Genomic DNA, 21,914 nt, shown 5'->3' with positions numbered 1-21,914 from the left:
CAACAAAAAACCCCTCGTGCCGCAAGGCAAGCGAGGGGAGCGCGCCGGTGAGGTCGCTGGGCGTTCCGGATCGTCCTCCGGTGGGTCCCAGCTCAGCCGACGCGCTGTCCAAGTACGAGAATTCGGGTGCGCATGGCACTGACCCTCCCCCCGGCACGCACCACGTGTCAAGTGGGTGGGACGGGCGTCTCATTATGTGAGCGGCAGCCACTGCCACCTCCCAAGACGGCGGACACACTCCCTGTGTACACCTCCACGCCCTTCTCCGTGGCTCGTTCACCCACGGGGCGCACCGGTCGGTGTCGAGGCCCCGACGCGCCCCTGTGGCTCGCGCACGCCGCCCGCGAACGCCGGTTCGGCCGGCGCATGGGGCACCGGATAGTGGCCGGATGCGAGCGCCCGGCGCAGCCGGTACTCGTCCAGCGGCCCCGCGAACGCCATGCCCTGCCCGTGCGTACAGCCCATCGCGCGGAGCGCCACGGCCTGCTCCGGCAGGTCCACGCCCTCGGCCACGGACTGCAGCCCGAGATCGCCGGCGATCCGCAGCAGACCACTGGTGATCTTGTGCAGCCGCGCGGACTCCACGACGCCCTCGACCAGACTGCGGTCGAGTTTCAGCACGTCCACCGGGAGCCTTCTGAGCGCCGTGATGGCCGCGTGGCCGCTGCCGAAGCCGTCCAGCGCGATCCGCACCCCGAGCCTGTTGAGCGCGGTCAGCCGGCGCTCCAGCTCGTCCAGGGAGACATGCGGATCGGTGTCGGACAGTTCGAGCGCCAGCGCGCCGGGCGGCAGTCCGTGCCGGGTCAGCAGCGCCTCCACGGCGCCGAGCGGCATCGAGCGGTCCAGCAGCCGCCGGGCGCTCATCCGGACGGCCACCGGTACGACGAGTCCCGTCGCGGCCCGCTCGGCGGCCTGCTCGACGGCCTCCTCCAGCATCCAGCGGTCCAGCTCGGCGGTCTTGTCGCCGTCCTCGGCCACCCGCAGGAACTCGGCCGGGGTGAACAGCACCCCCTGCGAGGAGCGCCAGCGCGCCTGCGCCGAGACCGCCGTGACGCGACCGCTGTCCAGGCACACCACCGGCTGGTGCAGCAGCGCGAACTCGCCGTCGTGCAACGCGGCACGCAGCCGGGTGGCCAGCTCCGCCTTGCGTACGACGTCCTGCTGCATCTGCGGCTTGTACAGCTCGACCCGGCCCTTTCCGGCCGCTTTCGCGCGGTACATCGCGAGGTCGGCGTTGCGCAGCAACTCACCCGCGCCGAGGCCCGGTTCGGCGAAGGCGACGCCGATGGAGGCGTTGACCCGCACGTCCTGGCCGTCGATCGCGTACGGCTGGGACAGGGTCACCCTGAGACGGTCGGCGAGCTCCAGGATGTTGCGCTCCCGGGCGGCGCGGTCACGGGTACCGTCTCCGACGATCAGGGCCGCGAACTCGTCGCCGCCCAGCCGGGACGCGGTGTCCCCCTGCCGGACCGCGTCCTGGAGCCGGCGGGCGGCCTGGACGAGCAGCTCGTCCCCGGCCTGGTGTCCGATCGTGTCGTTGACGGCCTTGAAGCCGTCCAGGTCGATGAAGAGCACCGCCGTGTTGCGCAGCGCGGGGCCCCGGTCGGTGGCACGGCGGCCGGACAGGGCCTGCTGCACGCGCCGGGTGAACAGCGCGCGGTTGGGCAGGTCGGTCAGCGGGTCGTGCTCGGCGTTGTGCTGCAACTGCGCCTGCAGGCGCACTCTTTCGGTCACGTCCCGGCTGTTGAAGATCAGCCCGCCGTGGTGGCGGTTGACCGTCGACTCCACGTTGAGCCAGCCGCCGTCGCCGGACCGGAAGCGGCACTCGATGCGGGTGGTGGGTTCCTCCAGCGGGCTGGCGGCGAGGAAGCGGCGCACCTCGTGCACCACGCAGCCCAGGTCCTCCGGGTGGATGAGACCGGCCAGCTCACTGCCCACCAGTTCCTCGGCGGGCCGGCCGTAGACCCCGGCGGCGGCCGGGGAGACGTACCGCAGGACGCCGTTGGGCGCGGCGATCATGATGACGTCGCTGGAGCCCTGCACCAGGGAGCGGAAGTGGTTCTCCTTCTGGGCCAGCTCCTGGGTGAGGGTGATGTTGTCCAGCAGCATGATGCCCTGCCGGACGACGAGCGCGAGCACGACGGCGCCCGCGGTGATCAGCACGACATGGTCGGGCCGGCGGCCGTTGAGGACGTTGTACAGGATGCCCAGGGTGCACACGGCGGCGGCGAGGTACGGGGTGAGGGCGGCGAGGGAACCGGTCAGCGGACGGCCGGCCGGATACCGGCTGTGCTCGCCTCCCGGGGCGGGCACGGACATGGTGGGGTGGGCCGTGCCGCGCTGTCCGGGCAGGTGTTCGTGGACCACGCGTGTGTGCCCGTCCGGTACCTGCGCCTCCTGCGCGCCCTTGCGGCCGGGCGCGGCCCAGGGGGCGTAGGCGAGCAGCAGCGAACCGGCGAACCAGCCCGCGTCCAGCAGATGCCCGGAGTGGTAGCTGCTCTGCAGCAGCGGCGAGATGAACAGCGCGTCGCACATCACGATCAGCGCGAGCGCGCCGATCACGGTGTTCACCGCCGTGCGGTTGCCCGGGGTGCGGCGGAAGTGCAGCGCGAGCACCATGCTGACGAGCGCGATGTCGAGCAGCGGGTATGCCAGCAGCAGCGCGGTGCGTGCCACGCTCGGTCCGTCGAAGCGAGCCGCCTGGGCGAGCGCGAGGCTCCACGAGAGGATCAGCAGGGAGCCGCCGATCAGCCAGGCGTCCAGCGCGAGGCAGATCCAGCCCGCCTTCGTCACCGGCCGTTTGGCGAAGACCAGCAGGCCGACGATGGCAGGCGGCGCGACGCACAGGAAGAACAGGTTCGCCCAGCTGACCTGGGGCACCTGCACGCCGAGCACGACCTCGTACCACCCCCAGACCGCGTCGCCGAGGGCCGCCATCAGCTGGGAGAGGGCGAACAGCAGCCAGGCCGTCCGGAAGCGCACGCGCGGGCTGCGCGCGTAGCGGAAGCAGGAGACCGCAGCGGTGGCCGCCGCGGCGCTCAGCCCGAAGTCGCCCATGAAGTCGGCGACTTGATCCGTACCCCAGTCGAACGCGGCTCCCACGGCGTAGGTCGCGCAGACCACCGCGAGGACGAGCTGCTCCGCCGCGCGCGTGCCCTCGCCGACGGCCGGCCGACGGCGCGGCGGCGCCTGCTGCGGGTGGGGGGCGCGCACCGCTGCGTCCAGGGCGGTCGTCACGGAGGGCGGCGCGCTCACCGGGGCCTCCCCGTCCGCGCCGCTCCCGCGTCCCGACGGTCCCGGTGCGCTGGGTGCGCATGCCTCCGGCGACCGCTGTGCCTGCGCTGGTGGTGACTGTGGTGGCTGGTGTGGTGGCCGCGCCTGCGCGTGGCCGTGCGCCAGGGTCGCCGTCGGCGGCTCCGCCGCGTCGGATCGTTCGTCCATAGGCCGTGCATCGCCCGTCGCCCCCCTCACGAATCTGAAATGTCCATCCCCGGCGCCGAACGGTCGGCGGCGCAGCCCCTGTCGGGACGATACACCAGGATCGTCACTCAGGGACATAGCTTCTCTACGCTCCGTGACGACCAGCGAGGATGCCGGTACGGGCCGCGTCCGAGGGGTTGCGGAGGGTGCCGGAAACGGTGTTACGACCCCGTCGTAAGGATCACGTTCCGCAGGGGCTCGTGGTTCACGAACCGGGTCAGCTGGTCGGCGAGGAGCCGCTTCGCGCGGGGCAGGAAGGCCGAGGAGGGCCCGCCCACATGCGGGCTGATGAGCACGCCGGGGGCCTGCCAGAGCGGGTGCCCGGGCGGCAGCGGCTCGGGATCGGTGACGTCCAGGGCGGCGGTGAGACGGCCGCTCTCCAGCTCCGCGAGCAGCGCCCCGGTGTCGACGACGGGACCCCGCGCGACGTTCACGAGCAGCGCCCCGTCCTTCATCCCCGCCAGGAAATCGGCGTCGACCAGCCCCCGTGTCTCCTCCGTCAAGGGCGTGGAGAGGATCACGACATCGGCGTGTGGGAGCAGTTTCGGCAAATCGGTGAGCGGGTGCACCAGACCGCGCGCCGTGGTGCGCGGGGAGCGCGCCACGCGCGCCACCCGCGCGAGCTCGAAGGGCGCGAGCCGGTCCTCGATGGCGGCGCCGATGGCGCCGTAGCCCACGATGAGGACGGACTTGTCGGCGAGCGAGGGATGGAACGCGCTCTCCCAGCGCTCCTGTCGCTGGGCACGGACGAAGCCGGGGATGCCGCGCAGGGAGGCGAGGGTCAGGGTGAGCGCGAGCTCGGCGGTGCTCGCCTCGTGGACGCCGCGCGCGTTGCACAGCCGCACGCCCGGCCGGATGTCCGACAGCCGCGCGGTGACGTCGTCGACGCCGGCCGTCAGTGTCTGGATGACCTGCACGCCGGTCAGGAGCTCCAGCGGACGCACCTTGGCCGACCACCGTTTCATGTACGGCACCACGTAAAGGACGCAGTCCGCCGGGTCGCCGGGAAAGGGCTGGTCACCGTCCTCGCCGCCGTCCCAGAACAGGTACCGGGGTCCCTCGGGAAGTCCCTCGATCTCCTCCGGCGCTACGGGAAGCCACACGTCAGCAGTCATGGCAAGGAGGCTATGTCAGGTACGCGTGCGTGCAGAGGTTAGGTTGGGGGCCGGGCAGAGGGAGGTTCACGAGCAGGTGGAGCGCAGGACGATCGGCGCGGGGGCGCTCGCGGTGGGGGCCGTCGGACTCGGGTGCATGCCGATGAGCTGGGCGTACAGCGGTTCGCGGCAGCGGGGCGACGAGTCGCTCAGAACCGTGCACCGGGCGCTGGACCTGGGCTCGAACCTCCTCGACACAGCCGACATGTACGGTCCGTTCACCAATGAGCTGCTGTTGGGCCGGGTGCTCAAGGAGCGGCGCGCGGACGCCTTCGTGTCCACGAAGGTGGGGCTGCTGGTGGGTGAGCAGCACATCGTGGCCAACGGCCGCCCCGGGTACGTGAAGCGGGCCTGCGACGCCTCGCTGCGGCGCCTGCAGACGGACGTGATCGACCTCTACCAGCTGCACCGCGCCGACCCCGAGGTCCCCGTCGAGGAGACCTGGGGCGCGATGGCGGACCTCGTCCGGGCGGGCAAGGTGCGGGCACTGGGCCTGTGCGCGGTGGGCGCGCGCGGTGGCCGCCGCTCGGGGGCCGGGCTGCACGACGGCACGCTGCGCCAGCTGCAGCGGGTGCAGCAGGTGTTCCCGGTTGCCGCGGTGGAGGCGGAGCTGTCGGTGTGGTCGCCGGAGGCGCTGCAGGCGCTGCTGCCGTGGTGCGGGGCCCGGGGTGTGGGTTTCCTCGCCGCCATGCCGCTGGGCAACGGCTTCCTGACCGGCACGCTGAGGCCGGGCGAGGGTTTCGAACCGGACGACCTGCGCGCTCGCCACCCCCGTTTCACGGCGGAGATGATGGCGGCCAACCAGCCGATCGTCGCGGGCCTGCGCCGCATCGCCCACCGCCACGGCGAGCACGTCACCCCGGCCCAGGTCGCCCTGGCCTGGGTCCTGGCCCAGGGCCGCCATGTGATCGCCCTCCCGGGCACCAAGCAGGAACGCTGGGCCACGCAGAACGCGACGGCGACCGACCTGCACCTGACCGAGGAGGACCTGGCGGAGGTGTCCCGCCTTCCGGCGGCACGGGGGTCGTGGGACTGAGGGTTCGCGTTCGGTCTTGGGGGATCGGGAACCCGAGCGGGGTGGGCGGTGTATGAGAGGTAGCACCTGCTGCTGGAACACCGCATCGAAGGGACCATGATCGTGGAACGTCGAGCTGTGCCGGCCGTGTTGGCCGTGGCCGCCCTCCTGCTGACGGCCGGCTGCTCCTCCGACGGAGGGGGATCACCGGGCGGCGCCGGACGGGCGACGCCGACGGGTAGGGCATCGGGCACACTGCCCTCCGGCCGGGCCGCCGAGCCGGCCCCGCCGGCCAAGGGCTCGGTGAAGGTGCTGCGTACCGTGGCCGAGGGCCTGAAGACACCCTGGGGGCTGGCCCCGTTGCCCGACGGCGGTCTGCTGGTCTCCTCCCGCGACGACGGGACGCTCATCCGGATCGACGAGAAGACGGGCCGCAAGACCGAGCTGGGCACAGTCTCCGGTGTCTCCCCGGCCGGCGAGGGCGGCCTGCTGGGCATCGCCCTCTCCCCCGACTACGCCTCGGACCACATGGTCTACGCCTACTTCACCTCCGCCTCGGACAACCGCATCGTCCGCATGCTGTACGACGAGCGAAAGCCGGCCGGTGAGCAACTGGGCGCTCCGGACACGGTGTTCAAGGGCATCCCCAAGGGCGAGATCCACAACGGCGGCCGGATCGCCTTCGGCCCGGACGGCATGCTGTACGCGGGCACCGGTGAGAGCGGCGAGCGGGGTCTGGCCCAGGACAGGAAGTCCTTGGGCGGCAAGATCCTGCGCCTGACCCCGGAGGGCGAACCGGCTCCGGGCAACCCCTTCCCCGGCTCCCCGGTGTACTCGTACGGCCACCGCAACGTCCAGGGCCTGGCCTGGGACGACAAACAGCGCCTGTTCGCCTCGGAGTTCGGCCAGGACACCTGGGACGAGCTGAACGCGATCAAGCCGGGCGGGGACTACGGCTGGCCGAAGGCCGAGGGCAGGTCCTCCGATGCCGCCTTCCAGAACCCGATGGCCCAGTGGCACACCGATGACGCCTCCCCCAGCGGCATCGCCTATCTGAAGGGCGTGATCTGGATGGCCGGCCTGAAGGGTCAGCGCCTGTGGCGCATCCCGCTGCGGGGCACGGAGGCCTCGGCGGCGCCGCAGGCCTTCCTCACCGGGACGTACGGCCGGCTGCGGACGGTGGTCGCGGCGGGCGGCGACAGGGTGTGGCTGGTGACGAGCAACACGGACGGCCGCGGACGGCCGAAGAAGGGGGACGACCGAGTGCTGGAGGTGGAGGTGAGATAACGCTCAGCGCTCGTCTGACCGCTCATGCCTGCTGACGTCCCTGTTCGTGTCGGGTCCCTCTGCCGCTCTCCCCTCCGCTCCCCCCTCCGGTTCCGCCGCGGCCGGCGGCGGCTCCGGCAGGCGTATGACGGCCTTCCCGGACGCCAGGTCGATGGCTCCTCGGCCGGGATCGTTGTCGCCGACGTCCTCGCGGGTCAGCTCCAGCCGGTTCTGTTCGTCCCGGGTGTGTTTGCGACCGGGTGCGAACAGTTCCTCGAAGGCGTTGAACATGGCCTCTCCCCCGTTTTCTCCCGCTCACGGCTTTTCTCCAGCCTAGGTCTCAGCCCGTCGGTCCGGCAGTGAGCGTCTCGGCCGGAAACAGGCCCAGCCGATGCGCCACCGCGGCTGCCTCTCCCCGGCCCGAGACGCCGAGCTTGCTCAGGATGTTGGAGACGTGGACGCTCGCGGTCTTCGGGGAGATGAACAGTTCCTCGGCGATCTGGCGGTTGGTACGGCCGGCCGAGACCAGGCGGAGGACGTCCCGCTCCCGGCTGGTGAGTCCGAGGGTCTCGGCCGGATCGGCGGGGCCGAGGGACCGCCGTGGGGCGCGGGCCAGGGCGAGGCGGGCGCGCTGGGCGAGCCGGGTGACGGCGTCGGCGAGGGGCCGGGCGTCGAGGTGGGCGGCGACCGCCCCGGCCAGCCGGAGCAGTTCGACCGCGCGGTCACGTTCGTCGGCGCCGCCGTCGGTGAGGAGGGCTCCGGCGAGGCGGTGGCGGACCCGGGCGAGTTCGTAGGGGCGGTCCAGGCACTCGAAGGCGGTGACCACCGGCGACCAGTCGTCGGCGGTGTCGGCGCCCTGGGCCCGGCGCAGTTCGGCGCGGGTCCACTGCTCGTAGGCCTGCCAGAGCGGGGCGCCGGTGGCGAGTGCGTCCACGGCTTCGCGGAGGCGGTCGAGGATCTCGGCGCGGCCGGGCTGTGCGGCGGGCAGGGTGCGGGCTTCGGCCTCCGCGGTGGCGGCGGCCCGCAGCAGCGGCCAGCCGTGGCGGTGGGTTCCGGGTGGGAAGCCGTCCTCCAGGGCGCGGAGCAGTTCGGTGCGGGCGTCGTCGATGCGGCCCTCCTCGGCGGCGATACCGAGGGCGACCCGGGCCAGGGACAGGGAGTGCTGGGGCATGCGGTCGTGGGTGCCGTAGTGCCCGCGGGCGGCGGTGAGTTGCCGGCCGGCCTCGGCGCAGTCGCCGCGGGCCAGGGCGAGGTGGGCCAGGCGCAGGGCGCCCGCGCCGGGGGGCTTGGCGCTGTGGCGGACCTCGGTCGCGTGGCCGGCGGCTTCGGCGGCCTCCGTCCAGTGGCCGAGCGCATAGAGCGACGCGGACAGATTGCCCCGCATGAAGGCCTCGGGGTCCGTCAGCCCGTAGGTGCGGGCGAAGGCGATCCCCTCGCGCAGGAGGGAGACGGCCTCCCGGTCGCGGCCGATGCCCTGCAGCTTGGAGGGCAGGTTCACATAGGCACGGCCAGCGACGTCGTGCATGCCCTCCGCGAGGGTGTCCCGCAGCACCTGCCGCATCTCCGCCATTCCGGTCTCGGGATCGCCCGCATCCACCTTGAGGCCGCCGAGGGTGAGCCGGGCGTGCAGTTCGATGTCGCGGGCGCCGACCATGCGCGCGTACTCCACGGCCCGCTCGGCGGCGGCGAACGCCTCGGGCCCGGGCCGGTGCAGCATGGACCAGTTGGCGGCGAGGGCCAGCACCTCGGCGTGCACCTCGGACGGGGGCAGGCCGCGCACCAGGTCCTGGGCGGTGGCCAGTTCCTGCCATCCGTCGCCGCGGGCCTGGGACTGGACGAGCCGGGAGCGCTGCACCCAGAACCAGGCGGCGCGCAGGGGGTCCGGCTCGTCCTCGAGGAGGCGCAGCGCCCGTTTGGTGATCTTCAGGGCGCGTTCGCGTTCGCCGCCGAAGCGGCCCGCGACGGCGGCCCCGGCCATCAGGTCGAGGTAGCGCAGCGGGGTGGTGGCGGGGTCGCAGCCGCACGGAGGGTAGACCTCGGTGTAGTCGACCGGGCGCAGGGCGGAGCGCACCCCCTCGGGGGCGCTGTCCCACAGTTCCATCGCCCGTTCCAGCAGCCGGAGTTGCTCGGTGTAGGCGTGCCTGCGGCGGGCCACGACAGAGGCGTCCAGGACGGCGGGCAGGGCCTTGGCGGCGTCGTGGGCGTGGTACCAGTAGCTGGCCAGGCGCATCACGCGCGCGTCGGCCGGGACGAGCGTGGGGTCGGCCTCCAGGGCCTCGGCGTAGCGGCGGTTGAGCCGGGAGCGTTCGCCGGGCAGCAGGTCGTCGGCGACGGCCTCGCGGACCAGGGAGTGCCGGAAGCGGTAGCCGTCGCCGGCCCGCGTGACGGTGAGGATGTGGGCGCCGACGGCGGCTCGCAGCGCCTCGATGAGGTCGTCCTCGCCGAGCTGGGCGACTGCGGCGATCAGCTGGTACTCCACGGTGGAGCCGCCCTCGGCGACGACCCGGGCGACCCGCTGGGCGCTGTCGGGCAGCGTCTCGACCCGGACCAGGAGCAGGTCGCGCAGGGAGTCGGTGAGGCCGGCGCCGCAGCCGTCGCAGCCGGCGACGGCGAGTTCCTCGACGAAGAAGGCGTTGCCGTCGGACCGTTCGAAGATCTGGTCCACCTGGGCGGGGTCGGGTTCGGCGGCGAGGATGCCGGCGATCTGGCGGCCGACCTCGTCGCGGGTGAAGCGGGCGAGTTCGATGCGGCGGACGGTGCGCAGCCGGTCGAGTTCGGCGAGCAGGGGGCGCAGCGGGTGGCGGCGGTGGATGTCGTCGGAGCGGTAGCTGGCGAGGACCAGGAGCCGGCCGGCGCGCAGGGTGCGGAAGAGGAAGGCGAGGAGGTGGCGGGTGGAGGCGTCGGCCCAGTGCAGGTCCTCCAGGACGAACACGACCGGCCGGTCGGCGGCGATCCGCTGGAGCAGCCGGACGGTGAGTTCGAACAGGCGGGCCATGCCCTGCTCGTCGTGGCGGCCGGCGCCGGTCTCGCCCAGGTCGGGCAGGAGGCGGGCCAGTTCCTCCTCCTGGCCGCGCGCGGCGGCGGTGAACTCCTCGGGCAGGGCGTCACGCAGGGCGCGCAGCGCGGTGGAGAAGGGGGCGAACGGCAGCCCGTCGGCGCCGATCTCCACACAGCCGCCGACGGCGACGACCGCGTGCCGGCCGGCGGCCGTGGCGAACTCCTCGACGAGGCGGGTCTTGCCGACCCCCGCCTCGCCGCCGAGCAGCAGCGCCTGCGGCTCGCCGGTGCGGGCACGGGCGAGCGCGTCGTTCAGGGTGTCCAGTTCTTCGGTGCGGCCGACGAACACGGGACTGACGGACCTGGTCTCCACGGGCCCGAGCATCGCACGAGGCACGGACGGCAGGGCACCGGTTTTCCACAGCTCCGGTGTGATCGTCGTACCGATGGCCGGGAGGGTCGTGGCAACGGACGGCAGGGTCCCACGACTGGCTTGGGCAGTCGTGGGACCCTGTTCCGTACGGTCCGGGAGGCGGCCGACCCCCGTACGGCCACCCTCCGGACCCGCCCGGCCCGTCGGTCCGGTGGTCACGCGGTGCGCGGGATCCGGTGCCGGCGCGGGCGGTCGGTATGGGACTCGGCGGCCGAGCCCTCGTGGCGGGCGGCGCGCCGCATCCGGGCGACGTCGCGGGCCAGGCGCTCCTGCTCGGCTTCGCGGATCAGCTGGGCGGAGCGCACCTTGTGGTACTCGAACTCGATCACGGTGTGTCCTTCGAGGAGAGTCGGTGTCGTGCGTCGCGTTCTGCGATGCCTCCACCTTCGTCTCCCACGGGGGTGCGCCACATCGGGAGAGTTCCGCATCTTCGGGCGGCGTTCGGACCCGCACGCGCGCGTAAGGGGCCTCAGGGAGTCCGTAAGGTGCGCATGGACTCCCTAAGGCCCCCTGGGATCTGCTGGGATCTCCTGCGATCTCTGGGATCTGCGCCTTTCTCAGCCGGTCGAGGGCAGGGCGAGCAAGGCGTCGGAGTACTTGAGAACCGCCAGCAGCAGGCCGATGACGCCGAGCGAGACACCCGCCCAGGCGACCGACCTGATCCACGGGGCCTGCGCCCGGCCGGGAGCGCCGAGGGCGGGCCGGGCGAGCACGACCACGCCGGTGAGCAGCGCGGCCAGCGCGAACAGGCCGGCCCACAGGGCGGTGCTGTGCCAGGCGTTGCCGTAGACCGCCTTGATCTGGGTGGCGACGCTCGCGGTGGAGGACGTCCGCAGCTGGCCGATGAGCTGCTCGCGGGCGCCGGCGACGGTGCCGATCCAGCCGCCGCTGAGCGAGACGAGGCCCAGTGCGGCGGAGACGACGGCTCCGGCGCCCTGGCCGACCCCGGAGGGCGCCTTCTCCCGTGCGGGTTCCTGCTCCCCGGAGCCCTCCTCGGTGCTCTCCTTCTCGGTGCTCTCCCTCTCGGGGCTCTCCTCCTCGGCGGCGTCCGTCCGCCCGAAGCCCTCCTCAAGCGTCTTTGCCTGAGCGGCTTCCTCCTTGCCGGTGGCGGCCTCCACCGCCGTCTCGTCGCCCTGCGCCTCGGTGCCGGCCTCGGCGCCTTCCTCTGTCTTCGTAGCCATGCCCGGCACCGTACGGATGCTGTCTGAGAGGTCCCTTAATGATCGTTGTGCGCGGTACGCGCGCGTGCCGCACGCCACTCGGGGGCCAGCACCGCCCAGATCTCGGTGCTGCTGCGCACGCCCCGGTGCGGGTGGTTCTCGCGGAGCACGCCCTCGCGGGTCATGCCGAGCCGCCGGGCCACGTTGATGCTGGGCTCGTTGGCGGAGGAGACATGCCACTCCACGCGGTGCATGCCGCGCTCCTCGACGGCCCAGTCCAGCAGCACCCGCATGCTCCGCGTGACCAGTCCGCGCCCGGCCGCCGCCGGCTCCAGCCAGCAGCCGGCCTCGCACACCCCGCTCGGGGTGTCCCACACACGGAACAGCACACCGCCGACCAGCTTGCCGTCCAGCCAGATGCCGTGCAGGCCGCCGGCGTCGACGGCGCGCTTGTCGGCGTACGACTTCACCCAGGAACGGGCGCCCTCCAGGTCGCACACCACGTCCGACAGCCCGATGTGCCGGCCGATGAACTCCCGTCCCCGGTCGACGTTGGCGAGGAGCTCCTCGGCGTGCCAGACCTCCAGGGGCCGCAGCTCGGCTCCGTCGTCACCCAGGGATATCGCGTACATCGCGCTGCTCGTCCTTCCGCAGTTCCTCGATCGAGATCTTGCCGAGCCTCTCATGCGCGGCCTTGCACTCGGGCGGTTCGATGCTGATGCGGGGCAGCAGGCGCTCCAGCCGGGCGGGCAGCCACCAGTTGGCGGCGCCGAGCAGATGCATCAGCGCGGGGACGAGCAGGGTGCGCAGCACGAAGGCGTCCAGGGCGACGGCGGAGGCCAGCGCGATGCCGAACATCGCGATGACGCGGTCGCCGCTGAGCACGAAGGCGAGGAAGACCGAGATCATGATGATCGCGGCCGAGTTGATGACCCGGCTGGTCTCGGCGAGGCCGACGCGGACGGCACGCCGGTTGTCGCCGGTCTCCAGCCACTCCTCGTACATCCGGCTGACCAGGAAGACCTGGTAGTCCATGGAGAGCCCGAAGAGGACGGACACCATGATCACGGGGAGGAACGGCTCGATGGGACCGGCCCGGCCGAGGCCGAGCAGTTCGCTGCCCCAGCCCCACTGGAAGACCGCGACGACGATGCCGAACGCGGCGGCCACGGCGGCGACGTTCATCACGGCGGCCTTCAGCGGGATGCCGAGCGAACGGAACGCGACGAGCAGCAGCAGACAGCCGAGTCCGATGACCGCGCCGATGAACAGCGGCAGTTTGCCGACGATCACATCCGCGAAGTCGTCGTAACCAGCGGTGACCCCGCCGACCTGGATGTCGAGGGAGGTGCCGGTCTCCGCGCGGGGCAGCACCTTCGTGCGCAGCCGGTCCACGAGGTCGCTGGTGTCCTGCGACTGCGGCGCGGAGTCGGGGACCACGGTGAGGTAGGCGGTGGTGCCGCCGGTGGCGTAGGTGACCGGGGTGACGGAGGCGACGCCCCGGGTGGCGCGCAGGGTCTCACCCAGGTTGTCCAGGGCGAGCCTGTCGGCGCCGCCGTCCACCCGGGTCACCAGGGTGAGCGGTCCGTTCACGCCCGGTCCGAAGCCGTCGGCGAGCAGGTCGTAGGCCTTGCGGGTGGTGGAGGTGCGGGGATCATTGCCCTGGTCGGAGGTGCCGAGGTGGAGGAACAGGGTCGGCAGGGCGAACAGCGCGACGACGGCGACGGCGAGTGACCCGAGCAGCTTGGGGCGGCGTTCGACGAGCGCGGACCAGCGGGCGGCGAGACCGGTGGGCAGCTCCGGGCGCGGGCCGCGTTCGGTGAGCCGGCGCCGCTCGCGGCGGCTGAGGGCCCGGTGGCCTATGTACGACAACAGGGCGGGCAGCAGGGTGACCGAGGCGGCGACGGTGAGCACCACCGTCAACGAGGCCGCCACGGCGACCCCGTTGAGGAAACCCAGCCGCAGGGTCAGCATCCCCAGCAGGGCTATGCACACCGTCGCACCCGCGAAGACGACGGCGCGTCCGGTGGTGGCGACGGCGTTCACGGCGGCCTCGGTGACGCTCAGGCCGCGTTTCAGTCCGCGCCGGTGTCTGGTCACGATGAACAGCGCGTAGTCGATGCCGACGCCGAGGCCGATCAGCATGCCGAGCATGGGCGCGAAGTCGGCGACCGTCATGGCGTGTCCGAGCAGCCCGATGCCGGCGTAGGCGGTGCCGACGCCGACCAGCGCGGTGGCGATGGGCAGGGCCGAGGCGGCGAGCGAACCGAAGGCGAGGAACAGCACGACGGCCGCGACGAGCACACCGACCACCTCGGCGGTGTGCTCGCGCGGGGACGCGGTGAGCCCGATCGCGCTGCCGCCCAGCTCCACCTGGAGTCCGTCTGCCTGGGCGGCCTTGGCGGTGCGCACCACGGCCCGCGCCTCGGGCGCGCCGATGTGGTCGGCCGGCTGGGTGAAGGTGACGGTGGCGTAGGCCGTGTGGCCGTCGGCGCTGATCCGGTGCGCTCCCCGGCCGCCGTACGGGCCGGTCACCGAGGCGACGCCGGGCAGCGCGGCGATCCGGTCCAGGGCCTGGGTCATGGTCTGCTCGACGTCGGCGGCGCGGACGGTGCCGGTGACGGTGTGCCAGACAACGGTGTCGCTGTCCCCGCCCAGCCCCGGAAAACCGTCCTGGAGGAGCTGCGTCGCACGGCCGGACTCGGTGCCGGGGACCTCGTAGTCGTTCGAGTACGCCGAACCGGCCACGGCGGCGGCCGCGGTGACCCCGCCGAAGGCGAGGAGCCACAGCAGCACGGCGATCAGCCGATGCCGGACACACCAACGGGCGAGGTCTGCCACGGACGTGCTCCCAGATGATGATGTGCGGATCTGTGGATCTTTGGCCGGGAACGATCGTCCATGAGGTGAACAGCCCGCAAAGAACGTATGAGCAATCGCAGGACACTCTTGCAGGCGAAAGTGATCGTTTGCCGTGATCGTGGGCTTATTCACACGAGTGCGAGGTACGTCACAGGACACTTCGGCGAACTCTGTCGTACCGTGCCGCACTCCGGGACATGCGTACGGCCCCGGAGGGCATGTGGGTCATGCCCTCCAGGGCCGTAGCCGTACCGTGCGCGCAGCCGGGTCTCAGCCCTCGCTGACGCCCAGCTTCTGAAGGATCAGCTCCTTCACGCGGGCCGCGTCGGCCTGCCCCCGGGTGGCCTTCATGACCGCGCCGACCAGGGCGCCGGCCGCGGCCACCTTGCCGCCGCGGATCTTGTCCGCGACGCCCGGGTTGCCGGCGATGGCCTCCTCGACGGCGGCGGTCAGCGCGCCCTCGTCGGAGACGACCTTCAGACCGCGCTTGTCGACGACCTCGTCCGGGGTGCCCTCGCCGGCGAGGACACCCTCGATGACCTGGCGGGCCAGCTTGTCGTTCAGGTCACCCTTCGCGACCAGCTCGGTGACCCGGGCCACCTGCTGCGGAGTGATCGCCAGCTCGTCCAGCGCCTTGCCGGACTCGTTGGCGCTGCGCGCCAGTTCGCCCATCCACCACTTGCGGGCGGAGGCCGCGTCGGCACCGGCGTCGATCGTGGCGACGATCGGGTCCAGCGCACCGGCGTTGAGGATCGCCTGCATGTCGGTCGCCGAGATCCCCCACTCCTCACGGAGCCGGTTGCGGCGGACCAGCGGCAGTTCGGGCAGGGCCGCGCGGATCTCCTCGACCCACGCGCGCGAGGGCGCGACCGGGACGAGGTCGGGCTCCGGGAAGTACCGGTAGTCCTCGGCCTCCTCCTTCACACGGCCCGAGGTCGTGGAACCGGTGTCCTCGTGGAAGTGGCGGGTCTCCTGGACGATCGTGCCGCCGGACGACAGCACCGCCGCGTGGCGCATGATCTCGTAGCGGGCCGCACGCTCCACCGAGCGCAGCGAGTTGACGTTCTTGGTCTCGCTCCGCGTGCCGAACTTGTCGGCGCCCTTGGGCATCAGCGACAGGTTGACGTCGCAGCGCATCTGGCCCATCTCCATGCGGGCCTCGGACACGCCGAGGGCACGGATGAGCTCGCGCAGCTCGCGGACGTACGCCTTCGCCACCTCGGGGGCGCGCTCGCCGGCCCCGACGATCGGCTTGGTGACGATCTCGATCAGCGGGATGCCGGCACGGTTGTAGTCCAGCAGGGAGTGGGACGCGCCGTGGATACGGCCGGTGGCGCCGCCGACGTGGGTCGACTTGCCGGTGTCCTCCTCCATGTGGGCGCGCTCGATCTCCACGCGGAAGGTCTCGCCGTCCTCCAGCTGTACGTCGAGGTAGCCGTTGAAGGCGATCGGCTCGTCGTACTGGGAGGTCTGGAAGTTCTTCGGCATGTCCGGATAGAAGTAGTTCTTCCGGGCGAAGCGGCACCACTCGGCGATCTCGCAGTTCAGCGCGAGACCGATCTTGATCGCGGACTCGACGCCGGTCGCGTTGACGACCGGGAGCGCGCCGGGCAGGCCGAGGCAGACGGGGCAGGTCTGGGTGTTCGGGTCGGCGCCGAGCGCCGTCGAACAGCCGCAGAACATCTTGGTCTTGGTGCCGAGTTCGACATGGACCTCAAGGCCCATGACGGGGTCGTACGACGCCAGTGCGTCTTCGTACGACACCAGGTCGGTCGTGGTGGTCACGATGAAAACTTCCCTCTCAGCCCAGCAGGACGTCGTCGTCGCCCAGCCGCTTCAGCTCGCGGTAGAGGATCGCGAGGCCGGTCACGATCGCCACGGCGGAGACCGTGGCGTCGATTAGCCGCAGCGTGTCGTGCTCGGCGCGGGCCTTCTTGATCTGCTTGGCGACACCGAACGCGCCGAACGCGGTGGTGGCCATCGACAGGTACGTACCGGACTTGGACTTCTTGAAGTCCTTGGCCTTGGACAGCTTGCTCACAGCGACGGAGCCTCCTCCAGCAGCGGGTGTCCCCACTTTTCCACGAAGGCGGCCTCGACGGCGGCGCCCACCTTGTACAGGCGGTCGTCCTGCATCGCCGGGGCGATGATCTGCAGGCCCACCGGGAGGTTGTCCTCCGGGGCGAGTCCGCAGGGCAGGGACATGGCCGCGTTGCCCGCCAGGTTGGTCGGGATGGTGCACAGGTCCGCGAGGTACATCGCCATCGGGTCGTCGGCGCGCTCGCCGATCGCGAAGGCGGTGGTGGGCGTCGTCGGCGAGACGATGACATCCACCTGCTCGAAGGCCTTCTCGAAGTCGCGCGTGATGAGCGTGCGGACCTTCTGCGCGGAGCCGTAGTACGCGTCGTAGTAGCCGGAGCTCAGGGCGTACGTGCCGAGCATGATGCGCCGCTTGACCTCGGGGCCGAAGCCGGCCTCGCGGGTCAGGGAGGTGACCTCCTCGGCCGAGTGGCCGCCGTCGTCGCCGGTCCGCAGGCCGTAGCGCAGGCCGTCGAAGCGGGCGAGGTTGGAGGAGCACTCGGACGGCGCGATCAGGTAGTACGCCGACAGGGCGAGGTCGAAGGACGGGCAGTCCAGCTCGACGATCTCGGCGCCCAGCTCCTTCAGCAGCGCGACGGACTCGTCGAAGCGCTGGATGACACCGGCCTGGTAGCCCTCGCCGCGGAACTGCTTGACCACGCCGACGCGCATGCCCGCGACGCTGCCGTTGCGGGCGGCCTCGACGACCGGCGGGACCGGGGCGTCGATGGAGGTGGAGTCCAGCGGGTCGTGCCCGGCGATGACCTCGTGCAGGAGGGCCGCGTCCAGGACCGTACGGGCGCAGGGGCCGCCCTGGTCCAGGGAGGACGAGAACGCCACCATGCCGAAGCGGGAGACCGCCCCGTACGTCGGCTTCACGCCGACCGTGCCGGTGACGGCGGCCGGCTGGCGGATGGAACCGCCGGTGTCGGTGCCGATGGCGAGCGGGGCCTCGTAGGAGGCGAGCGCGGCGGAGGAACCGCCGCCGGAGCCGCCGGGGATCTTGGTGAGGTCCCACGGGTTGCCGGTCGGACCGTAGGCGCTGTTCTCGGTGGAGGACCCCATGGCGAACTCGTCCATGTTGGTCTTGCCGAGGATGACGACGTCGGCGGCCTTCAGCCGCTTGGTGAGCGTCGCGTCGTACGGCGGGATCCAGCCTTCCAGGATCTTCGAGCCGACGGTCGTGGGCACGCCCTCGGTGGTGAAGATGTCCTTGAGCGCGAGCGGCACGCCGGCCAGCGGGCCGAGTTTCTCGCCGCGGGCCCGCTTCTCGTCCACGGCGCGGGCCTGGGCGAGCGCGCCCTCGCGGTCGACGTGCAGGAAGGCGTGCACCTTCTCGTCGACGGCCTCGATGCGGGCGAGGTGGGCCTCGGTGACCTCGACGGCCGTCAGCTCGCCGGAGGCGATCTTCTCGGCGATCTGCGCGGCCGTGAGCTTGATGATGTTGCTGTCCGTCATGGTGGTCACTCCTCCCCCAGGATCTGCGGCACCTTGAAACGCTGCTGCTCCTGGGCGGGGGCGCCGGAGAGCGCCTGCTCGGGGGTGAGCGAGGGACGGACCTCGTCCGGCCGCATGACGTTCGTCAGCGGGAGCGGGTGCGAGGTCGGCGGTACGTCTTGGTCGGCGACCTCGCTGACGCGGGCGACCGCGCCGATGATGTCGTCCAGCTGTCCCGCGAAGTGGTCGAGTTCTTCGGGCTTCAGCTCCAGACGCGCCAGCCGGGCGAGGTGGGCGACCTCCTCGCGCGTGATGCCAGGCATGCAGCGTTCCTCTGGGGTGAGTGTGTGTGGTTTGGGGCCGGGGGCTGGCGTCGCGTTTCCGCCGTCCGCCCGAAGGGCGGGCCTCGCGGCGTCTGGTGCGTGCGATCGCAAGGCGCCGGAGCGCCCTCGTGGCGGAGCCACGTGGGCGATTCGGCAACGCGGCGAGCGTGCGTGCCAGGCGTCGCGAGGCAGGCGGAAATGTGACGCCAGTCCCCAATCCTATGGGGCGGGGCCGGGTGGCCGTGAAACGGTTTCCCCGGGGCCCCGCGCGTCAGCCCCGGCGGCCGTCCCAGACCTCGCTCTTGAGGAAGTGGTTGTCGTACCGCTCCTGCACCTCGAGGATGCTCTCCGGGGTGGCCTCACCGAGGCGGATGCGCTGCAGGTGGCGGAAGTACTCGAAGCGCTCGATGCCCGGGGCGAAGACGATGAGGATGTCCGCCGTCGCGTCCGGGACGGCGGCGAAGGCGTGCGGCCTCTCCGGGGGGACGATGACGAGATCGCCGCGCTCGGCGGTGACGATGTCGTCGCCGGAGAGGATCTCGGCCGACCCGTCGAGCAGGTAGAACATCTCCGCCCCGCTGTGGTGGAGGTGGGGCCGCGCGCCGTCGGCGCCCTCCGCGAGGGTGACGCGCACCGTGGACAGCGCCCCTCCGGTCGCACTGCTGTCGGCCAGCAGCCGGACACCGACGGGGGCACCGCCCAGCACCTCCGCCTCGGCGCCACGGACGATCACGGAGTCGTCGAACTCGGGCACGAACAGGGACATGGCTTTCCCCCTCGGTGATGTCGTGCGGTGCCGTCAGACCGCGAAGAGCAGCCCGGCGCTGATCAGGACCACGACCGCCGTGGCGAGGTGGATTCCGAGGGCCACGGCCTTGGCGCCGCCGTGCCGCAGCACTATCCACGTGTCCACGAGCGGTACGAGTGCCACGGCGAGCAGGAACCACGCCTCGGCACGGGCACCGACGGCGGCCAGCAGGACCAGGCCCACCAGCCCGAAGGTGCCGTCCCTGAGCCCCTTGATCGACAGGTGGGCGCCGGCGTCGCCACGAGGGCCGGCCCTGACGTATCCACAGGCGCCGGGAGCGCGAACGAGCGCAGCGGGAGCGGCTGATCGTGACGGCCGCGCGGGAGCTGGCCGAGGCGGAGAGCTGGCACGCGGTGACCACACGCCGGCTGGCCGCCGAGATCGAGTACAGCCGGCCCAAGACGTTCTGGGCGGCGCTGCACGGCCTGGCGACCCTGATGCGCAGTGGGCGTCTGCCGGAAAACGGGCACGAGAAACGGCTGACGTTGCTGATCGGCCACTTCGCTGGGGGCTGAGCGCCCCGTGGGGACGCGGGCAGCTGCGGGCGATCCACGACGCCCCGCACCCGCCGACCGCCCCCACGGCAGACGCCCGCCCTCCAGCCAGGTTGGCACGGGCGGGCGGGAAGACTACTCGCCGGCAGGCAACGCTGCCCGAGGCCTTTGCCACCCTCGGGATCCACGGGCCCGCAACCACGCCGTGGCCTCCTCGGCCGGCATCGCCGCAGCGACCAGCCATCCCTGCACAGCGTCACACCCCATGTCCCGCAGGCGCTCCCAGGTCTCGTCGTCCTCCACGCCCTCGGCGACGACGAGAAGACCGAGCGAATGCGCGAGATCCACCGTGCAGCGCACGATCTCCGCGTCCTCGGTGTCGACGGCCAGCCGAGCCACGAACGACCGGTCGATCTTCAGCTCGCTCACCGGCAGCCGCCGCAGATGCACCAGCGACGAATATCCCGTGCCGAAGTCGTCCAGCGACATCTTCACACCGTGCCCGGTCAGGCCCGCGAGGGTGTCCGCGGCCCGCTGCGGATCCTCCAGCAGCACATGCTCGGTTATCTCCAGCTGCAGGGCCGCCGCAGGGACCCCGTGCCGGGCCAGCCGCGCCGCGACCGACCCCGCGAAACCGGGCGTGTGGACATCCCGGGGGGAGACGTTGACGGCGACCGGGACCCGCAGCCCCTGCGCGCGCCACTTGGCGACCTGGCTCAGCGCGGTTTCGAGGACGTACTCCGTCAGATGGGGCATCAGCCCGGAGGACTCGGCGATCGCTATGAACTCGTCCGGCGGAACCTTCCCTCGCTCGGGATGCACCCAGCGCACCAGCGCCTCCAGGCCGGCGACCTGACCGTCGAAGCGGACCTTGGGCTGGTAGTGCAGCTGCACCTCGTGCGCGTCCAGCGCCCGGCGCAGATCGCCCAGCAGACCGAGCCGGTCCGGGGTGTTGGAGTCCCGCTTGGACTCGTACACCTCCACGCCCGTACGGCCCCTCTTGGCCTGGTACATCGCCACGTCCGCCCGCCGCAGCAGCCCTTCGGCGTCCAGGGCGTGGTCGGGGAAGACGGCGACGCCGGCGCTGGCCTCCAGGACGAGGGTGAGCCCGTCGAGGTCCAGCGGGGAGCTGAGCGCGGTGACCAGGCCGCGGGCCATGCGCGTGGCCGACGTGGTGGAGTCGGCGAGGGGCAGTAACACGGCGAACTCGTCACCGCCGAGTCGCGCGGCCTCCGCTCCGCGTGGCAGGGCGAGCCGCAGCCGGTCGGCTATCTGGAGCAACAGCCGGTCACCGGCGAGATGGCCCAGGGTGTCGTTCACCGACCGGAACCGGTCGAGGTCGATCAGCAAGAGGGCGGAACGGGCGCCGATGCGTTCGGCGTCGTCGAGGGCGGTCCAGATCCGCTCCAGCAGCCACTGCCGGTTGGGCAGGCCGGTCAGCGGGTCACGCAGTTGCTCCTCGGCACGCGCGCGGGCCATCCACAGGCTGGAGTCGAGGGCGATGAGGGGGATGGCGAACAACGGGAGCAAAATCGGCTGGGCTTCGGCGACGACGCACAGCAGCGGTGCGATGCCGAGCAGCGCAACGGCCACCAGGCCCTGTCTGACCAGGGCGGTGCGGGCCACGGTGGGCACCTTGCCGCTGCGCGGTGCGTACAGATACCACTGCAGGCCGCGGCTGACCGCGAGGTAGGCGACGGCGACGAGGACGACCTCGGGGGCGGTGGCGATGCTCCAGGTGTCCGGCCGCCAGGGCGTCTCGACGCTCGGCGCCGGGCCGAACGCGCCGAGCAGCAGTGCCCCGGCGGCGATGCCGAGGAGGTCCACGGCGCCGTGCAGCACGCCCTGCCGCCAGCGGTGGCGCCGGGCGATGCCGACCAGGACGACGACGGTGAGGCTGACCATGCCGGCGGGCACCCAGCCGTAGAGCAGCAGGACGGCGAGGGTGAGGGCGGCGCCGGAGCCGGTGCCGCCCCACCAGCGGGCGCGGCCCAGCATGACGAGGTGGCCGACGATGACGCCGGTGAGCAGGGCCAGCGACCAGCCGACCGTGCCGCACGGGAAGAGGGCGTGGTGGCCGCTGAAGGCGCGGTAGAAGCCGGCGCCGAGGACGAATGCGGCGGCGCCCACGACGGCCGCGGGCAGCGCGGGCCAGGACAGGTGCCGTTCGGTGTCGGTGTCGCTATCGGTGCCTGTGCCGGTCAGGCCGGGGGCGGGCTCGATGGCCAGGGGTATGGGCGGGTGGGCGTCGGTGGCGGTGCCCGGTCCGGCCGCGCGGGCCTGACCGCCCGCACGCCCGTGGCCCCGCCCCGTCCACCGGTTCCCCCGCCAGGTGCCCGCGCCACGGCGCAGGCGCAGCCGTGAGTCGGGGGCGACGCTCTCGGTCGGTTCCATTCCCGTCCCTCT

The 21,914-nt window shown here is 72.2% G+C and carries 16 protein-coding genes and 2 pseudogenes; 3 read left to right on the top strand and 15 right to left on the bottom strand.

The window, feature by feature from the left end; translation table 11 throughout:
- Positions 1 to 167: 167 nt before the first annotated feature.
- Together ABZ624_RS21265 and ABZ624_RS21260 are read right to left on the bottom strand one after the other, a co-directional pair.
- Positions 168 to 3,255, bottom strand: a pseudogene (locus ABZ624_RS21265) (EAL domain-containing protein).
- A 386-nt stretch (positions 3,256 to 3,641) separates the two neighbouring features.
- A complete protein-coding gene (locus ABZ624_RS21260; protein ID WP_360090968.1) occupies positions 3,642 to 4,595 on the bottom strand; it encodes a 2-hydroxyacid dehydrogenase in 954 nt (317 codons plus the stop codon).
- Between the two features lie 76 nt (positions 4,596 to 4,671).
- On the opposite strand from ABZ624_RS21260, the gene ABZ624_RS21255 reads away from it, so the two are divergent.
- Positions 4,672 to 5,670 (top strand): aldo/keto reductase, encoded by a 999-nt coding sequence (locus ABZ624_RS21255; protein ID WP_360090966.1) that lies wholly within the window; start codon positions 4,672 to 4,674, stop codon positions 5,668 to 5,670.
- 96 nt (positions 5,671 to 5,766) lie between these two features.
- Positions 5,767 to 6,936 (top strand): PQQ-dependent sugar dehydrogenase, encoded by a 1,170-nt coding sequence (locus ABZ624_RS21250; RefSeq protein WP_360090963.1) that lies wholly within the window; start codon positions 5,767 to 5,769, stop codon positions 6,934 to 6,936.
- 3 nt (positions 6,937 to 6,939) lie between these two features.
- Here the strand turns inward: ABZ624_RS21250 and ABZ624_RS21245 are convergent, their stop codons facing one another.
- From ABZ624_RS21245 to ABZ624_RS21190, 12 genes and pseudogenes are all read right to left on the bottom strand, one after another.
- Positions 6,940 to 7,206, bottom strand: a complete 267-nt coding sequence (locus tag ABZ624_RS21245) for a DUF6191 domain-containing protein (protein ID WP_360090960.1) — start codon at positions 7,204 to 7,206, stop codon at positions 6,940 to 6,942.
- Positions 7,207 to 7,255: 49 nt separating this feature from the next.
- Positions 7,256 to 10,297 carry an AAA family ATPase gene (locus ABZ624_RS21240; protein ID WP_360091268.1) on the bottom strand — a complete coding sequence of 1,014 codons (3,042 nt, stop codon included), beginning with the start codon at positions 10,295 to 10,297 and terminating at the stop codon, positions 7,256 to 7,258.
- Positions 10,298 to 10,500: 203 nt separating this feature from the next.
- Positions 10,501 to 10,674, bottom strand: coding sequence for a hypothetical protein (locus ABZ624_RS21235; protein WP_360090957.1), 174 nt, complete (start codon positions 10,672 to 10,674; stop codon positions 10,501 to 10,503).
- Between the two features lie 228 nt (positions 10,675 to 10,902).
- Positions 10,903 to 11,526, bottom strand: coding sequence for a hypothetical protein (locus ABZ624_RS21230; protein WP_360090954.1), 624 nt, complete (start codon positions 11,524 to 11,526; stop codon positions 10,903 to 10,905).
- A gap of 35 nt (positions 11,527 to 11,561) precedes the next feature.
- Entirely contained in the window at positions 11,562 to 12,137 is a 576-nt protein-coding gene (locus ABZ624_RS21225) for a GNAT family protein (RefSeq protein ID WP_360090951.1), read from the bottom strand.
- Entirely contained in the window at positions 12,115 to 14,346 is a 2,232-nt protein-coding gene (locus tag ABZ624_RS21220; protein WP_360090948.1) for an MMPL family transporter, read from the bottom strand. Before ABZ624_RS21220 ends, ABZ624_RS21225 begins: the two co-directional genes overlap by 23 nt.
- Before the next feature lie 291 nt (positions 14,347 to 14,637).
- Entirely contained in the window at positions 14,638 to 16,155 is a 1,518-nt protein-coding gene (gatB, locus tag ABZ624_RS21215; RefSeq protein ID WP_360091265.1) for an Asp-tRNA(Asn)/Glu-tRNA(Gln) amidotransferase subunit GatB, read from the bottom strand.
- Positions 16,156 to 16,168: 13 nt separating this feature from the next.
- Positions 16,169 to 16,408 carry a hypothetical protein gene (locus tag ABZ624_RS21210; RefSeq protein WP_351240077.1) on the bottom strand — a complete coding sequence of 80 codons (240 nt, stop codon included), beginning with the start codon at positions 16,406 to 16,408 and terminating at the stop codon, positions 16,169 to 16,171.
- Positions 16,405 to 17,904: an Asp-tRNA(Asn)/Glu-tRNA(Gln) amidotransferase subunit GatA gene (gatA, locus tag ABZ624_RS21205; protein ID WP_360090945.1), complete on the bottom strand. Its 1,500-nt coding sequence runs from the start codon at positions 17,902 to 17,904 to the stop codon at positions 16,405 to 16,407. Before gatA ends, ABZ624_RS21210 begins: the two co-directional genes overlap by 4 nt.
- Before the next feature lie 5 nt (positions 17,905 to 17,909).
- Positions 17,910 to 18,206: an Asp-tRNA(Asn)/Glu-tRNA(Gln) amidotransferase subunit GatC gene (gatC, locus tag ABZ624_RS21200; protein WP_004925108.1), complete on the bottom strand. Its 297-nt coding sequence runs from the start codon at positions 18,204 to 18,206 to the stop codon at positions 17,910 to 17,912.
- Between the two features lie 271 nt (positions 18,207 to 18,477).
- The gene (locus ABZ624_RS21195; protein ID WP_360090942.1) at positions 18,478 to 18,972 is read right to left on the bottom strand and encodes a cupin domain-containing protein; all 495 of its coding nucleotides are present in this window, start codon (positions 18,970 to 18,972) and stop codon (positions 18,478 to 18,480) included.
- Positions 18,973 to 19,005: 33 nt separating this feature from the next.
- Positions 19,006 to 19,290 (bottom strand): annotated as a pseudogene (locus tag ABZ624_RS21190) (DUF4267 domain-containing protein); the annotation flags it as partial.
- Here ABZ624_RS21190 and ABZ624_RS21185 point away from each other — a divergent pair.
- The gene (locus ABZ624_RS21185) at positions 19,275 to 19,529 is read left to right on the top strand and encodes a hypothetical protein (protein WP_360091262.1); all 255 of its coding nucleotides are present in this window, start codon (positions 19,275 to 19,277) and stop codon (positions 19,527 to 19,529) included. The pseudogene ABZ624_RS21190 and the gene ABZ624_RS21185 sit on opposite strands and share 16 nt — an antisense overlap.
- Positions 19,530 to 19,643: 114 nt before the next feature.
- Here ABZ624_RS21185 and ABZ624_RS21180 read toward each other — a convergent pair whose 3' ends face one another.
- Positions 19,644 to 21,902 (bottom strand): bifunctional diguanylate cyclase/phosphodiesterase, encoded by a 2,259-nt coding sequence (locus tag ABZ624_RS21180; protein WP_360090939.1) that lies wholly within the window; start codon positions 21,900 to 21,902, stop codon positions 19,644 to 19,646.
- Positions 21,903 to 21,914: the final 12 nt, after the last annotated feature.

Source organism: Streptomyces sp. NPDC007205, from assembly GCF_040634095.1.
Taxonomy (GTDB): Bacteria; Actinomycetota; Actinomycetes; order Streptomycetales; family Streptomycetaceae; genus Streptomyces.
Note: the sequence above shows the minus strand (reverse complement) of the source record. Positions and strands in the feature narration are given on the sequence as shown.